We start from the raw sequence: 14,756 nt of genomic DNA on the forward strand, positions 1-14,756 counted from the left end.
AAAAAAGGAATCGCCCCCGCTGGGCGATTCCTTTTTGGCGTCATACCATAACTTTGCAGATGTCATTCGTAAATTCGACCGGATCATGGATCGGCAGCCCTTCAATCAGAAGCGCCTGATTGTAGAGAAGATTTGTGTATAATGCCAGCTTTTCCCGATCTTGTCCGTGCGCGTTCTTTAACGTCTCAAACACTTCGTGATTCGGGTTGATTTCCAGCACTTTTTCCGCTTTGACCTGCTGGCTGTCAGGCATGGCGTTTAATACTTTTTCCATTTCGATCGTCACTTCGCCGTCTGTCGCAAAGCATACCGGATGGGATTTTAAACGTTTCGACGCTCTGACGTTCTTTACTTTATCCGCAAGAATCTCTTTCATGCTTTCGAACAGGTCTTTATATTCGTTCTCTTCGGCTTCAGTCTGCTTTTCATCCTCATCACTGTCGATGCCTAAGTCGGCGCTTGATACGGATTTGAATTCTTTTTCCTCATAGCTTGTCAGCATTTTGATCGCGAATTCATCAATATCTTCCGTGAAGTATAAAATTTCGTAGCCTTTGTCCGCCACCATTTCAGTTTGCGGCAGCTTTTCAATCCGCTCATATGAATCGCCGGACGCGTAATAGATATATTTTTGATCCTCAGGCATTCTGGACACATATTCGTCCAGAGTGACGAGCTTTTTCTCCTTAGATGAATAGAAGAGAAGCAGATCTTTTAAGACATCTTTATTCGCGCCGAAATCATTATAGACGCCGAATTTGAGCTGTCTGCCGAAAGATTCATAGAAAGATTCGTATTTTTCTCTTTTGTTCTTCAGCAGGCTCTTCAGCTCGGCTTTGATTTTTTTATTGATGTTTTTCGCAATCAGCTTCAGCTGGCGGTCGTGCTGCAGCATCTCTCTGGAAATGTTCAGCGACAGATCCTCAGAATCGACCATGCCTTTTACAAAACTGAAATGGTCCGGAAGCAGGTCGGCGCATTTGTTCATGATCAGCACGCCGTTGGAATACAGCTCCAATCCTTTTTCGAATTCCTTCGTATAATAGTCAAACGGCATGTTTTCCGGAATAAACAAAATCGAATTGTAGCGCACCGCTCCATCGACGCTGATATGCACATGGGTCAGCGGTTTATCAAAGCCGTAATGCTTCTCGGCGTAAAAAGCCTCGTAATCTTCATCCGTCAGCTCGCTTTTATTTTTTCTCCAGATCGGCACCATGCTGTTGACCGTCTGTTCTTCCTGAACTTCTTCAAATTCGTTCTCGCTGCCCTCTTTCGGCTTGTTGACCGTCTCTTCCATTTTGATCGGGTAGCGGATAAAATCAGAGTACTTTTTCACGATCGCTTTGATGCGGTAGTTTTCTAAAAACTCATCATAGCTTTCATCTTCTGTGTTTTCTTTTATTTGCAGGGTGATTTCCGTACCGACGGTTTCTTTGTCACACGGCGCGATCGTGTAGCCGGCAGCCCCTTCCGACTCCCATACATACGCCTCGTCACTGCCGAGCGCCTTACTTTTCACCGTGACTTTATCAGCCACCATAAACGCCGCATAAAATCCGACGCCGAACTGGCCGATAATGTCATGGCCATCTTTCGTGTCATTTTCTTGCTTGAAAGCGAGTGAACCGCTTTTCGCAATCGTGCCGAGATGCTGTTCAAGCTCGTCTTTTGTCATCCCGATACCGGTGTCTGTGACGGTGAGCGTTCTCGCTTCTTTGTCCGCCGTCACTTTTATGTAGTAATTGTCTTGATCAAACGTTAATGAATCATCGGTTAACGCCTTGTAATAGATTTTGTCAATCGCATCGCTCGCGTTGGAAATTAACTCGCGGAGAAAAATTTCCTTCTGCGTGTAAATGGAGTTAATCATCATGTCCAGCAATCGCTTGGATTCTGCTTTAAACTTTTTTTTCCGCACTTCAGATCTCTCCTTTAATTATGCTTTGATGTTATGTAAAATCTTTTCAGCATCTATTTATCATATACAGTGACAATTGTCAACTAGGATTAGCAGATGCATATATTGTAAATTTAACATGTTAATGGATTCATTTCACCCATTTTATCAATAAAAAAGAGAGAATGTTGATCATCCTCTCCTCTCTGCTTCTTTCCGGCGGCCGAATTCCTTCTTCATCCATATGTATGACGGGTAGAAATACAAACTAAATAAGATAAGAGATCCCAAGTTTCGCAAAGACTCATGCAGAACATTTCTTACAGTGAGAGGAAATATGATGTCCTGAAATAGAATAGAGATAACGGTGTAAATCACAAATCCCATAGGAACAATGGCATAACAATAAAACGCTATCTCCTTCTTATGCTGTATCTTCAAAATATGTAAACCTCCCAATGATGTATATACATAATATTAACATATTTAATAGGTATTTAGAAACAGACCTCCGTATGTTTATCCCCCTATTCAGCGGGAACAGATATAAAAAAAGGAGGAATCGCAATATGGGAAGATTAACAGACAAAACCGCAATCATCACAGGGGCCGCGACAGGCATCGGACAAGCGACGGCACGGGTTTTCGCCGATGAAGGCGCCCGCGTGATCTGCGGTGACATCAATGAAAGCGAACTGAATGAAACCGTCAGCGCCATCAGAAAAAACGGCGGAGAAGCAGAAGCCTTTCACCTTGATGTATCAGACGAAGAAAACGTAAAGTCTTTTGCGGACGGCATTCAGCAAAAGTACGGAACAATTGATATTCTGTTTAACAATGCCGGTGTTGACCAAGAGGGCGGAAAAGTCCATGAATACCCGGTCGACCTGTTTGACCGGATCATCGCCGTCGATCTGCGCGGCACATTTCTTTGCAGCAAATACCTGATTCCGCTCATGCTCGAAAAAGGAGGCTCCATCATCAACACCTCCTCCATGTCCGGCCGGGCCGCAGACCTTGACCGCTCCGGCTATAACGCCGCAAAAGGCGGAATCACGAACCTGACGAGAGCGATGGCCATTGATTACGCCAGAAGCGGAATCCGCGTCAATTCCTTATCGCCGGGGACGATTGAAACGCCGCTCATTGATAAATTGGCAGGCACGACAGAAGACGAAATGGGCGAAGCGTTCCGTGAAGCCAACAAATGGATCACGCCGCTCGGCCGGCTCGGAAAACCGGAAGAAATGGCAGCCGTCGCGCTCTTCCTCGCTTCAGACGACAGCTCTTACGTCACGGGAGAAGACATCACCGCAGACGGCGGCATCATGGCATACACTTGGCCGGGAAAAATGCTGATTGATAAGAAGTGGAAGGAAGAGACGGAGTGACGGCGAAAAAGAAACAAGCCAGTGCAAAAACACTGGCTGAACAAGCTGAGGGCGGGTTACTTAAACCAGCCCTTTTCTTTTGATCGGGTAATGGCTTCAATTCGATTTTTCACTTCTAATTTATCCAGGATCATCGAAACGTAATTGCGGACTGTGCCGCTTTTGATGCTGAGGGCGTTTGCGATTTCTTTCGTGTTTTTTCCGTCTGCGACAAGCTCGAGCACCTCTTTTTCCCGTTCGGTCAGCGGGTTTTCTTCACTATAGATGTCCTCCATTAATTCAGGTGCGTAGACGCGTCTTCCTTTCATGACGCTGCGGATGGCGCTGACGAGCTCATCGCTCGGGCTGTCCTTGAGCATGTACCCGCTGACGCCTGCTTTTAGCGCCCGCTGAAAATAGCCGGAGCGGGCAAAGGTCGTCAAAATGATGATTTTCACACCGCTGTCCTTGAGCTCTTCTGCCGCTTCAAGACCTGATTTCCCGGGCATTTCGATATCCATCAGACAGATGTCGGGCGCATGTTTTTCCACGAAATCGATGGCATCCTGGCCGCTTGTGCCTTGGCCGACAACCGTCATATCCTCTTCTAAATTCAACAGTGAACCGAGTGCGCCGAGCAGCATTTGCTGATCCTCGGCAATGAAGATGTTGATCATCTGCTACCATCCTTTTCTTTTGATTTTGAATCATTCGGGATTCTCATGGTCAGCTTTGTTCCGGCGGCTGTATCGATGGCTAAACTGCCGTTTGCGAATTCAAGACGTTCCCTCATTCCAAGCAGGCCGTGCCCCTTTGAAAAAAAGCGATCTTCTTTGCATTGAAAGCTGCCGTCATCTTCCACCGTAATGACAACCTCTTTCCAAAGCTGCTGAATGGTGATGCGGCATACTTTGGCGCCGCTGTGCTTCACGACATTGGTGACGGCTTCTTTTATGCACATGCTGACGATGTTTTCGTTCAGCAGAGAGATATGTTTTGGCGCTTCTTTTTCTTCATACACAAATTCAATTCCTGCCGCTTCAAGAATTTGCCGAACATTGCCGAGCTCATCCTTCAATCGGATGCCTTTCATCGATGAAACGATTTTTCTGACCTCATTTAAGGAGGTGCGGGCCGTCTGCTGCACGCTTTTCAGCTCAGTGCGGGCCTGTTCGGGGTCCTTGTAAATCAGCTTTCGGGCGAGGTCGCTTTTCAGTCCGATTAAGGAGAGCTTTTGTCCAAGTGTATCGTGAAGGTCCCGGGCGATTCGCTGCCTTTCTTCCAGCTTCACAAGATCGGCGATTCGCTCATTTGCATATTCTAATTTCTCTTCAAGGCGCTCCCGTGCCTTTCTGCTTCGAATGCTGAGCGGGAGCAGGATGGCACTGATCAGTGTAATGACGATAAACGGTATTTGTGTCAAAAACCACCCTTTTTTCAGAACAAGGCTGAAGTTGACGGCAACCGCCGCACTAATGATATGAATGTAATATAAGATGTAAAATGGAACTTTGTCTCGGATATGGCCGATGAAGTAGGCGATAAAGAAGGCGAAGTAAATATAGCTGAACAGCATAACTGAGCCGGTCGAAATGCCGATCAGAAGAAGCGCCCATAAGTAAAGCGGCCAGCCTTTTGCAACAAATGCGAAGCGGTATGCGCCAAAGAAAACAAGTGTGAAAATGATGCCGGCCACGATGACAAAGGTAGAAGAGCTTTTAAAAATAAAATAAAAAGGCAAGATGAAAAAAATCATCCATATATAAGGAGAAATCCCATTCAGTTTTTGAAATTTAAAATACTTCTTCATCTTTGTTCCACCTTCTGCTGCTTGTGTCTACCATCACTTTATCAAAACACCGCCTTCATTGCATCCTCACGCATGAAGAGAAGGCCCTTTCTGATAAGAGAAAGAGCCGCGCGCCATATCAGGCATTTTTCTTTAAAGGTTCTTTCGGCACCGGATGGGGCGCCGGTTTTTTCCGCGCCTCCCGAAAGGTGACAAATTGCTTTTCGTCCTCATCCCACAGACGGAATTTCATGGATTCAAGACTTGTTTTAAGCGTAATGGTCGGTACGTTTTTTAAAGGCTCGTGCCCCTCATGAGCGGCTTCCAGCTTGTAGTTCGGCACTTTCGGGCTTAAGTGGTGGACATGATGGTAGCCGATATTGCCTGTCAGCCATTGCAAAAGCTTCGGAAGCTTGTAAAAGGAGCTTCCTTCTACCGCAGCCTGCACATAATCCCAATGCTCATCGGCTTCAAAATAAGAATCCTCAAACGTGTGCTGAACATAAAAGAGCCAGACGCCGATTGACCCCGAAATAAGGAAAATCGGACCTTGAACAAGCAAAAAGTTTTCCCAGCCGACAAGCAGGCACGTCGCAGCAGCCAATAAGACAATCGCCGCGTTCGTGAAATAGGTGTTCCAGCGCTCCTTGCGGCGGGCGCCTTTTACATTGAAACGGTTTTGAATCAGAAATACGTAAATCGGGCCGAGAATAAACATAATAAACGGATTGCGATAAAGTCTGTAGCGTACTTTTGTCCAAGCTGACGCTTCGTTGTATTCCTTGACGGTCATCATCCAAATATCGCCGGTGCCCCGTTTATCTAAGTTGCTGCTTGTCGCATGATGAATGGAGTGGCTGCGCTGCCATTGAAGGAACGGAAACAGTGTCAGCACACCTGAAATAAACCCGAACAGCCGGTTCAGCTTCTTTTGTTTGAAAAAGGATTGGTGGCAGCAGTCGTGGAAAATAATAAAGATTCTTGTCAAAAATCCCGCTGCTATAACAGTAAAGGCGAGGGTCAGAAGATAGGAGACATTGAGGCTGAAGTAAGCAAGAAACCAAAGGGCAAAAAACGGCACAAACGTGTTGAAAAGCTGATTGACACTATGCTTTGTATCGGCACCGGAAAATGCAGCAACCTGCTTTTTTAAAGATGCTTGTTTTTGAGTTGCGGCGTGATTGGTCATGAATGTCATATCCCCTTTTTTTTATTATGATTCCAAGTATACCGAGGCGCTCGCGGCGGTTGTAGTAGCAGCCATCATGCCCCGAATATGACATTTGTCATGTTTGGCGGCAGAATGCTGATCAGGCGGCATATGGAAGGTATCTTTTTTATGAGGGATAAAGCCGGACACTTCATATCGGCACTTCTCAATGAAAACAGCAAAAAAGAACCCGGCCTGTTTTCGGCTGAGTTCTTTTTCATCATCCTCACAGCAAAATCACCCGATACTTCTTTACATCCAAAAACTGCAGAAACTCCCGGGCCAGCATGTCCGGCGCGTGGTCTTTTCCTTCATGAAGACGATATTGAATCAAGCCGGCGAGCATGGACGCGACATAATATGCATAGAGTTTTTTGCCCGCCTGAATGTGCAGGGGCTGATGAAGATAAAACGATTGCAGCGCTCTGAACATTTCCGGAATGACGTCAGGCACTCCGGAGCCCTCTCTCAGAAAATGGACGAGCGGCAGGCCTTCCGACAGTGCCGAAAAGAGACGGACGAGCGCGGCTTCCGCTTCTTCCATGGAGCAATCGGCAGGCTCTCCTTTTACCGTCAATAATCCGATCAGATCCCGGCATGATTGATGGATGATCGTTTTCAGCAATGCTTCTTTGTTGGCGTAATGGTCATAAAAAGTGGCACGGCGGAGGTTGCTTTGACGGGCAATATCGGAAATCGTAATCGCCGCGTACTCTTTTTTTTCCGCCATTAAGCCGATCATGGCTTCTTGCAAGGCCTGCCTCGTTCGGGTCACCCGGCGGTCGGCGGGCTTTTTTTCTTCTTGTTCCGGCACCCGGCGGCCAAACAGCCAGTAAAACCGTTTTTGAGAAATCAAATCCCACACCTGTCCGCTGATCGCTTCCGGGGATGCCCCGGGCTCCTCATTCAGCCAGTACAACACAATGGCATACGTGTATAAAGCGCGGTAATGAATGTACATATCCTGTTCAGTCGGTGAGAAATCCGCATTGACCGGTGACAGCAGCACATCATGCCGGAACACATCTTTTAAAAAAGCATGAAAGTGAAAATAGGGCATTTTATTGCGGTCCATCATCGTTTGAAAAAACACCCGATGCCGATCAACAAAAGACAGGGTCGGATGCACTTTTTGCCATCCGCCATGTAAATGAAGCACATCTTTATTCTTTAGCGAATCATACAGCGCTTCGCTCAGCCCGTCTTTCATTTCTTCCTCTATATCCTCTAAAATCGCATATTTATCTTCGTAATAAAGGTACAGTGTCCCCCGGCTCACATGCGCCCGTTCGGCGATGTCCTTCATGGTCACACGGCGGATATCCCGCTCTCCAAGCATGGCCAAAAGCGCTTGTTTGATGTCAGTTGTCACAGAATCCGGCATAAGAGACACTCCTTCCATTAGACAGATCACCGCAATTTGTACGGTAACGTATAGATGTGTTTACGCTGTCTTTGCCGCAAAAACACATCACATTATAATAGGCCCTGAAGAAACAAAAAAGCAACCAGAGGAGGAAGACCGATGGATCAGCATATAAAAGCAGAAATCAAACGCGTCTTTGAGCTTCAGAAAAAAAATCAAAAAACGCTGCGTGCTTCAACAGCCGGGCAGCGCAGAGAAAAGCTTCAGCGCTTTTTAGATGCCGTCACCGCACATGAAGAAGAAATCATCGAGGCGATCAGACGGGACGTCCGCAAGCCTTATCATGAGGTGAAAAGAGCGGAAACGCAGGGAACGATCAAGGCGATTAAAGATAATATGAACAATCTCGACACCTGGATGGCGCCGAAACGCGTCGGCTCATCCGTCAGCCCCGACGCTGACGGCGTATTAATGTATGAGCCAAAAGGCGTCACCTTAATTCTCGGCCCATGGAATTATCCGTTTATGCTGACGATGGCTCCGCTTGCGGCTGCCATTGCGGCCGGCAACAGCGCGATTGTGAAGCTGTCCGATTTTACGATGGAGACGAGCCATATCGCCGCGACAGTTATTCGCGAGGCATTTCACGAAGAAGAAGTCGCCATTTTTGAAGGTGAGGTCGATGTCGCCACAGAACTGCTCGACCAGCCGTTTGACCACATTTTCTTCACCGGAAGCACGAATGTCGGTAAAATCGTCATGACGGCAGCAGCGAAGCACTTGTCGTCCGTCACGCTTGAGCTTGGCGGAAAAAGCCCGACGATCATCGACAGCGACTATGATTTGATGGACGCGGCGAAAAAAATCGCCGTCGGCAAATTTGTCAATGCGGGGCAAACATGTATCGCACCTGACTATCTCCTTATGAAGAAAGAAGTGCAGAGCACCTTTACAGATCTCCTGCAAACCATTGTCAATGCAGGTTTTATGGAGGATGATCATACGGTTGACCGCAACAAATTCACGCAGATTGTCAACGACCGCAACTTTAACCGTGTCAAAGCCCTGTATGATGACGCCATTGAAAAAGGGGCGAAAACGGCGTTCGGCGGCGTATTCGATGCGCATGACCGCACGATTTCTCCGACCGTACTGACAAACGTCACGCCTGATATGAAGATCATGCAGGAAGAAATCTTCGCACCGATTCTGCCGATTATGAATTACGAAGATATCAGTGAAGCCGTTGATTACATCACTGAACGGGACAAGCCGCTTGCCTTGTATGTATTCAGCCATAATCAGGAGCTGATCGATTATGTGCTGCAGCATACGACATCCGGCAATGCTTCTGTCAATGATGTCGTCGTTCATTTCACTGACGTCAACCTTCCGTTCGGCGGTGTCAATACGAGCGGGATCGGTTCATATCACGGTGTGTACGGCTTTAAAGAATTTTCTCATGAAAAAGGCGTATTTATTCAAGCCTCTAAATAAAAAAAGAATCCGCGCAGATGACGCGGATTCTTTTTTATTATTTTTTTGCCCCGAATGCGAGCAGTTTCGTATAAGTGCCGACATAGAGCGTGCCGTCTTCAGCCAGAACCGGGGAGGAAATGACATTGCTGTCTGTTTGATAGCGCCATTTTTCATTACCGTCAGCGTCAACCGCATAGACATTTTTATCGTCAGAACCGAAGTACACATTGCCGTCCGCATCAATCAGCGGCGCCGTTCTCACAGGCCCGTCCGTATAGAAAGACCAGTTCATATTGCCGGTTTTGCTGATGGAAAACAGCTCGCCGCTTCCGGAACCGATATACACATTGCCGTTATGGTCGATCGCTAATGAAGAGCTGGAGAAACCGTTTAACGGGAACGTCCACTTTACAGCACCCGTTGATGTATAGGCGTATAAATTGCCGTCCTGGTTTCCGGCGTAAACGGTGCCGTCTCTATCAATAACCGGATAGCCTTTAAACCCGTTGGACGTCGTTTTTGACCATTTCACTTGGCCTGTTCCGTAATTGATCGCGTAAAAGATATTATTGTACGTTGCCGTATACAGCGTGCCGTTTGACGCTAACACGGGAGCGGAGCCGACCACGCCGTTTGTTTTAAACTTCCACTTTTGCGTCCATGTCGAAGGCGACGTCGGTTTAATCGCATAGATATAGTTATCCAGCGTCGACACATACAGCGTGCCGTCAGAGCCGATAGCCGCATCGGAACTAGGCGCTCCGCTCAACGGAACCGATGTTAAAATGTTTCCGGTTTCTTTGTCGATGAAATATAGTTTTTTATCGTGAGAAGGAAGATAAATGACACCGTTTGTTCCGAGCACCGGAGTCAGCGTATAGGTCGTCCCGAGGTTTTCCGTCACCCATTTCACAGTACCGTCCGGATGATACGCCGTCAGCTTCCCGTCTTTTGATTGAATAAATACGGTGCCGTCCCCATCAACCGCGGCTCCCGCACCGTTTTGAGGATTGGCCGGAACATTCTTTTCCCATTTTAATGCGCCATCGGCAGTGCTTGTAAACCGGCTTTCTCTTGACCAGTTGAACATCGTCGGAGACATCGCCTGCGCGTCATACCGTCCCGCCAAGAAACCGGATGCCGCATGATTTTGTTTAAATACCGTTTCCGCGGCTTGAGCAGCCGCCGGATGCAGCCATTTTGCCCCCGGCAGATCAGTAACCGCTCCCATAGATAAAGCCGCAGCAACCGCAGCGCCGGCCGCCAATGTTTTCATTCGCAATGAAGCTGTCTTTTTTTTCAATGTCAGTTCCTCCCGTTTCTATTAAAAGCTGCTATATCACTTCGATCATACCATAATTAACCTATGAAATATTTGTATTTTCGGTAGATTTATAGAACAAATGTCACATAGCCTGCTGATGCTTCGGGGATGATCGAAACGCGGCAATATACCACACCACATTGACGATGAAAGCCGCGCCTGACCAAACGAAAAGGCCGTAATAAAGAGACAGCTCCTGCCCTAAGGAAATTGCGGTCAATAACGTCACCAACAAGACAGCCGCGCAAATGATAAGCCCGATTCCGCAAAAAACGGCCATGATGATTTTCATGACACGAATACCGAGAATATACAAAATGAGCGGGACCGCATATATAACAAAGATCTGGCCGACGGCGGCCCACATGCCCGCGGAATTAAAACGATTCGCGTTCGGCCCCGTTTCCGCAAGCGGAGAAAGCGAGACGAGGACCGGCAATAAACAAAACAGCAGAGCGGAAAGCAAGGTCACCGCAACCGCACCTTTTTTCTTTTGATTCATGTGAATATCCTCCTGACAATAACCCGGCTTTTTTACCGGTAATCTGATAATATGTTATATTTTAGCACGATTTTTACTTAATTTGAGAATGTTTTGTCAAAAACAAATTTACAAATCCAGAAAAATAGATATAATAAACGTTATGGAACCGATATTGATTCATAAAGCGTTATCTAACAAAACACGAAGTGATATTATGACGTGGCTTAAACACCCGGAAGACCATTTTGATGAAAGACCTTATCTTGAGCAGGGACTCAGTTTCCGCACCGGAATTTGCGTCGGTGATATTCAGGCAAAGTCGGGGCTTGCGCAGTCCGTCATCTCCAGCTACCTGCTGACCATGCAAAAAGCCGGCCTGCTGGAATCCGAACGAATCGGAAAGTGGACCTATTACAGAAGGAATGAAAAACAAATTAAAGCCTTTGCTGACTATGTTCAGCACCAGCTATAACCATGAAAGGAGGGCTTTTTTTGTTCTAACATATCTATTTTTCTGTATATGTAGTTATAAAAGGAGGCATACATAACAATGAAAAAAAGCAGTTCCATCTTCATTCTGTTTTTGGCATTAGGGGTTTTCGGGATTATCACGACCGAAATGGGCATTATCGGCGTTCTTCCGCAAGTGGCGGACAGATTTCATATTTCTGCTTCAAAAGCGGGGTGGCTTGTCAGTATTTTCGCGTTCATCGTCGCTGTGTCGGGACCGTTTTTGACCTTGCTTGCTTCAGGCATAAACCGGAAAGTCATTCTGCTTTTGGCGGTGCTGATGTTTGCCGTTTCAAATGCGGTCTACGCGTATACGGCGCATTTCAGTGTCATGCTGGCGTTTCGGATCATTCCGGCTTTATGCCACCCGGTGTTCTTTTCTGTAGCGCTTGCGGCCGCTGCCCGGCTTGTCCCCGCCGGCCAATCCGGAAAAGCCGTAACGAAAGTCTTTTCAGGCATCACCGCCGGCTTTGCGTTCGGCGTGCCTTTCACGTCTTATCTGGCGGATCGTCTCTCCCTTGAAGCCGCCTTCTTATTCGGCGCTATCATCAGTCTCATCGCATTCACGGGCATTCTTCTCTTTTTGCCATCCATGCCGGTCACAGAAAAAATGTCTTTCAGAAGTCAGCTCGGCATCCTTCGCAAACCGGCTTTGTGGCTCAATATCGCTGCCGTCACCTGTCTCTTTGCGGCCATGTTTTCTGTCTACAGCTATTTTGCGGAGTACCTCGGACGAGTGTCCCATATGAACGGCACATGGGTCAGCTTCATGCTGATGAGCTTCGGAGTGATTATGATAGCCGGGAATTTCGTCTTCGGCGCTTTGTTATATAAAAATATGAAAAAGACCGTCATCCTGTTTCCGCTTCTTTATACAGCCGCCTACTTGCTCATATACGGGTTTGGGACGTCTTTCGCGCCGATGGCCGTCCTCGTCTTCGTATGGGGCGCCGTTCATTCCGGCGGTCTCATTGTCAGCCAGACATGGCTTACTGCGGAAGCAAAGGAGGCGCCCGAATTCGGCAACAGCCTGTTTGTCTCTTTTTCCAACCTCGGCATCACCATCGGAACGGCGGCGGGCGGCTGGTTTATTTCACACTTGGGAATCCATCAGCTGATGTGGTGCGGCATCATGTTTGCCCTTCTGGCTTTCGGGCTGATCATGGGACGCTTGGCATGGGGAAAGAGGCTGCTCGCAGAAGCTTAAGCTCCGTTGCAAAATCCGGAATGATTACGTATAATATTCCAGATTAAAGCAAGGGAGAGAAAAAGATACATGGAAAGACCGGCAGGATTTTGGATTCGGTTTCTGGCTTACGTCATTGATCAAATCATCATAGGAATTCCGATTTTTATCATTCAATTTATGGTCTCTTTTTTATTTGCGGCAGGCGTTGCGGCGGCTGACCCCTTCATGACCGAAAATCAGTTTAACATCTCTTTTCTGGTGTTCGGCGTCATCCCGATTCTTGCGAGCTCTTTTGTGATCAGTATCTTATATTTCAGCCTGCTCACGGCCTCAAAGATGCAGGGGACACTGGGAAAAGCATTGCTCGGCCTTAAGGTCGTCAATGAGGATGGCGGACGGATATCCATCGGCCAGGCCTTCGGACGCGCTTTCGCATATATCATATCTAAGCTCATTCTTTATATCGGATTCATCATGGGCGCCTTCGGAGAGAAAAAAACGCTGCACGACATCATGTGCAGCACCCGTGTTGTCTATAAATAATGACCTCAAGTCCGGGCCTTTTGAGCCCGGGCTTTTTTATGACGGCTGTGCCCGCCTGATGTCAATGCCGCCCTTTCCGTCAGCCTCAATGCGGATCGTCCCGTTCACAATAACAGACAGCGGATGGAACTCCGCATGCTGATCAGAAAAAATCCAGCGGCGGCCGCTCGGCCCTAAAAGCAAAAACGCACCATCATTGTAATCACCCATAAAATGAAACCCATTTTCACTAAGAGGCGCATGCTTTCTCACCGGAATGCCGAAACGCTGCAGCTCCCTCCCGGTTGATACGACTTCGGCAGCCGTCAGATTCACCTCACCGATATTCAGAACGGACTCAATCGAAAAATGTTTCGCGCTTGGCGGCGATGTTTCTCTCGCGATGAATTCCGCCAGATTGTTGGACGGATCTTTGAAATAAAAGGAACGCGCCTGAATATGAGAGAAATACACCTCATCCTCCCCATCTTCCGTTTGAAAAACGACTTTATCCTTTATCCACTCCTTCGCCTCATCAAAACGATTATTCGGAATGTTAAACGCGAAATGATACGTAGGATGAGAGTGAGAATCGGCGCGCCTGAATTCCAACTCACTTTCTCCCGCCTTGATGGTAAACGAATCACCGGACTCATCAATTAAAGAAAAACCTAACACCCGTCCATAGAAGTGTTTCGTCTCCTCCAACGCACAACTGTACAAAGTAATGTTATTTATTTGCATGATCATACCCCCTTTGGTTTATACTGCCATATAGAAGGGTTGATTCCTACTGTTTCGATTCACCAATTGAGAATCCTCCTTTCGCCCGGCGCTAAACATGACAAACAGCGCCAAACCGCTTATACCAGGCGTTTTTAAACATCTAAAGCAAAAAAAGCAGAAAATAATACCCCATATAGCTTGACAAAAAATAAATGTTATTTAATAATCTATATATAATTAGAATTATTATTGAAAGATAAAGTGAATGCTTTGTCTTTTTAATATATTTCAAATCACATTTCAGGAGGAAGATATTATGTCTTTAATCGGAAAAGAAGTACTGCCATTCGAAGCAAAAGCTTTCAAAAACGGTGAATTCATCGATGTAACAAACGAAGATTTGAAAGGTCAATGGAGCGTTTTCTGCTTCTACCCAGCGGATTTCTCTTTCGTTTGCCCGACTGAACTTGAAGATCTTCAAGGACAATACGCTGCACTGAAAGAATTAGGTGTTGAAGTATACTCTGTTTCTACAGATACTCACTTCGTACACAAAGGCTGGCATGACAGCTCTGAAAAAATCGGCAAAATCACTTACGCAATGATCGGTGACCCATCTCAAACGATCTCCCGCAACTTCGACGTTCTTGACGAAGAAACTGGTCTTGCTGACCGCGGAACATTCATCATCGACCCTGATGGCGTTATCCAAACAGTTGAAATCAATGCAGGCGGTATCGGCCGTGACGCAAGCAACCTAGTAAACAAAGTAAAAGCAGCTCAATACGTTCGTCAAAACCCAGGTGAAGTCTGCCCGGCTAAATGGGAAGAAGGCGGCGAAACACTTACACCTAGCCTTGATTTGGTAGGTAAAATCTAAGGAGTGC

Annotated in this window: 15 protein-coding genes; 6 read left to right on the plus strand and 9 right to left on the minus strand. The window is 46.9% G+C overall.

Features of this window, described 5'->3' with window-relative positions; all coding sequences use genetic code 11:
• Positions 1–40: 40 nt before the first annotated feature.
• Together htpG and NSQ37_RS04500 are read right to left on the minus strand one after the other, a co-directional pair.
• Complete coding sequence (gene htpG, locus NSQ37_RS04495; protein WP_025285538.1) at positions 41–1,921, minus strand: molecular chaperone HtpG; 1,881 nt, start codon at positions 1,919–1,921, stop codon at positions 41–43.
• Between the two features lie 171 nt (positions 1,922–2,092).
• Positions 2,093–2,341 carry a hypothetical protein gene (locus NSQ37_RS04500; protein ID WP_327943498.1) on the minus strand — a complete coding sequence of 83 codons (249 nt, stop codon included), beginning with the start codon at positions 2,339–2,341 and terminating at the stop codon, positions 2,093–2,095.
• 128 nt (positions 2,342–2,469) lie between these two features.
• Here NSQ37_RS04500 and NSQ37_RS04505 point away from each other — a divergent pair, with 128 nt between their 5' ends.
• The gene (locus NSQ37_RS04505) at positions 2,470–3,291 is read left to right on the plus strand and encodes an SDR family oxidoreductase (RefSeq protein WP_007407847.1); all 822 of its coding nucleotides are present in this window, start codon (positions 2,470–2,472) and stop codon (positions 3,289–3,291) included.
• A gap of 56 nt (positions 3,292–3,347) precedes the next feature.
• Here NSQ37_RS04505 and NSQ37_RS04510 read toward each other — a convergent pair whose 3' ends face one another.
• From NSQ37_RS04510 to NSQ37_RS04525, 4 genes are all read right to left on the minus strand, one after another.
• Positions 3,348–3,947 carry a response regulator transcription factor gene (locus NSQ37_RS04510; protein ID WP_007614886.1) on the minus strand — a complete coding sequence of 200 codons (600 nt, stop codon included), beginning with the start codon at positions 3,945–3,947 and terminating at the stop codon, positions 3,348–3,350.
• Positions 3,944–5,080 (minus strand): sensor histidine kinase, encoded by a 1,137-nt coding sequence (locus tag NSQ37_RS04515; RefSeq protein ID WP_025285539.1) that lies wholly within the window; start codon positions 5,078–5,080, stop codon positions 3,944–3,946. Before NSQ37_RS04515 ends, NSQ37_RS04510 begins: the two co-directional genes overlap by 4 nt.
• A gap of 118 nt (positions 5,081–5,198) precedes the next feature.
• Positions 5,199–6,248 (minus strand): fatty acid desaturase, encoded by a 1,050-nt coding sequence (locus tag NSQ37_RS04520; protein WP_012118854.1) that lies wholly within the window; start codon positions 6,246–6,248, stop codon positions 5,199–5,201.
• 247 nt (positions 6,249–6,495) lie between these two features.
• Entirely contained in the window at positions 6,496–7,653 is a 1,158-nt protein-coding gene (locus NSQ37_RS04525) for a TetR/AcrR family transcriptional regulator (RefSeq protein ID WP_136396738.1), read from the minus strand.
• Positions 7,654–7,794: 141 nt separating this feature from the next.
• On the opposite strand from NSQ37_RS04525, the gene NSQ37_RS04530 reads away from it, so the two are divergent.
• A complete protein-coding gene (locus NSQ37_RS04530; protein ID WP_341123307.1) occupies positions 7,795–9,132 on the plus strand; it encodes an aldehyde dehydrogenase family protein in 1,338 nt (445 codons plus the stop codon).
• A 37-nt stretch (positions 9,133–9,169) separates the two neighbouring features.
• On the opposite strand, the gene NSQ37_RS04535 is transcribed toward NSQ37_RS04530, so the two are convergent.
• Together NSQ37_RS04535 and NSQ37_RS04540 are read right to left on the minus strand one after the other, a co-directional pair.
• Positions 9,170–10,390 carry an outer membrane protein assembly factor BamB family protein gene (locus NSQ37_RS04535; protein WP_341124659.1) on the minus strand — a complete coding sequence of 407 codons (1,221 nt, stop codon included), beginning with the start codon at positions 10,388–10,390 and terminating at the stop codon, positions 9,170–9,172.
• A gap of 130 nt (positions 10,391–10,520) precedes the next feature.
• Positions 10,521–10,940 (minus strand): DUF5391 family protein, encoded by a 420-nt coding sequence (locus NSQ37_RS04540; RefSeq protein ID WP_015240917.1) that lies wholly within the window; start codon positions 10,938–10,940, stop codon positions 10,521–10,523.
• 142 nt (positions 10,941–11,082) lie between these two features.
• Between NSQ37_RS04540 and NSQ37_RS04545 the strand changes: the two genes are divergently transcribed.
• The 3 genes from NSQ37_RS04545 to NSQ37_RS04555 all read left to right on the plus strand — a co-directional run bounded on the left by NSQ37_RS04545 (position 11,083) and on the right by NSQ37_RS04555 (position 13,164).
• Positions 11,083–11,394, plus strand: a complete 312-nt coding sequence (locus tag NSQ37_RS04545; protein ID WP_015240918.1) for an ArsR/SmtB family transcription factor — start codon at positions 11,083–11,085, stop codon at positions 11,392–11,394.
• A 78-nt stretch (positions 11,395–11,472) separates the two neighbouring features.
• Positions 11,473–12,639, plus strand: a complete 1,167-nt coding sequence (locus NSQ37_RS04550) for an MFS transporter (RefSeq protein WP_053573879.1) — start codon at positions 11,473–11,475, stop codon at positions 12,637–12,639.
• Between the two features lie 69 nt (positions 12,640–12,708).
• A complete protein-coding gene (locus NSQ37_RS04555; protein WP_014419310.1) occupies positions 12,709–13,164 on the plus strand; it encodes an RDD family protein in 456 nt (151 codons plus the stop codon).
• A gap of 36 nt (positions 13,165–13,200) precedes the next feature.
• Here NSQ37_RS04555 and NSQ37_RS04560 read toward each other — a convergent pair whose 3' ends face one another.
• Positions 13,201–13,887, minus strand: a complete 687-nt coding sequence (locus tag NSQ37_RS04560) for a VOC family protein (protein WP_038460492.1) — start codon at positions 13,885–13,887, stop codon at positions 13,201–13,203.
• Between the two features lie 298 nt (positions 13,888–14,185).
• Between NSQ37_RS04560 and ahpC the strand changes: the two genes are divergently transcribed.
• Positions 14,186–14,749, plus strand: coding sequence for an alkyl hydroperoxide reductase subunit C (gene ahpC, locus NSQ37_RS04565; protein WP_004393188.1), 564 nt, complete (start codon positions 14,186–14,188; stop codon positions 14,747–14,749).
• The last annotated feature ends 7 nt before the right edge of the window (positions 14,750–14,756 follow it).

The organism is Bacillus sp. FSL P4-0334, from assembly GCF_038004825.1.
GTDB lineage: Bacteria > Bacillota > Bacilli > Bacillales > Bacillaceae > Bacillus > Bacillus velezensis.